At 29.4% G+C, this 296-nt stretch carries 1 protein-coding gene; it reads left to right on the top strand.

The window, feature by feature from the left end; translation table 11 throughout:
• Positions 1–160: 160 nt before the first annotated feature.
• Positions 161–296, top strand: a 136-nt coding sequence (locus tag B3630_RS09185; RefSeq protein WP_346897508.1) for an alpha/beta-type small acid-soluble spore protein, incomplete at its 3' end; no start/stop codon positions are given.

A 296-nucleotide genomic window follows, 5' to 3' on the forward strand; every position in this document is an offset into this window, starting at 1 on the left:
AAATGGTTGAAGCTTACGAAAAAAATCTTTAATTAAACATTTGTAAGTAGCATGTGGTAAGTTTATTATTTAAGAAGTTAGCAAAATTTGTTTAAATAATAAGAGGTTTCCATTAATATGTTTGTTGACTTCTACTAATTTATTGGAGGAGGAATATAAAATGACAAGCAAAAGTAGATTATTAGTACCAGAAGCTAAAGCAGGTTTAGACAGATTTAAGATGGAAGCAGCTCAAGAAGTTGGAGTTAACCTAAAAGAAGGATATAATGGTGATTTAACTTCTAGAGAAGCTGGAT

This window comes from Clostridium sp. UBA7503, from assembly GCF_002477055.1.
Classification (GTDB): domain Bacteria; phylum Bacillota; class Clostridia; order Clostridiales; family Clostridiaceae; genus Clostridium_J; species Clostridium_J sulfidigenes.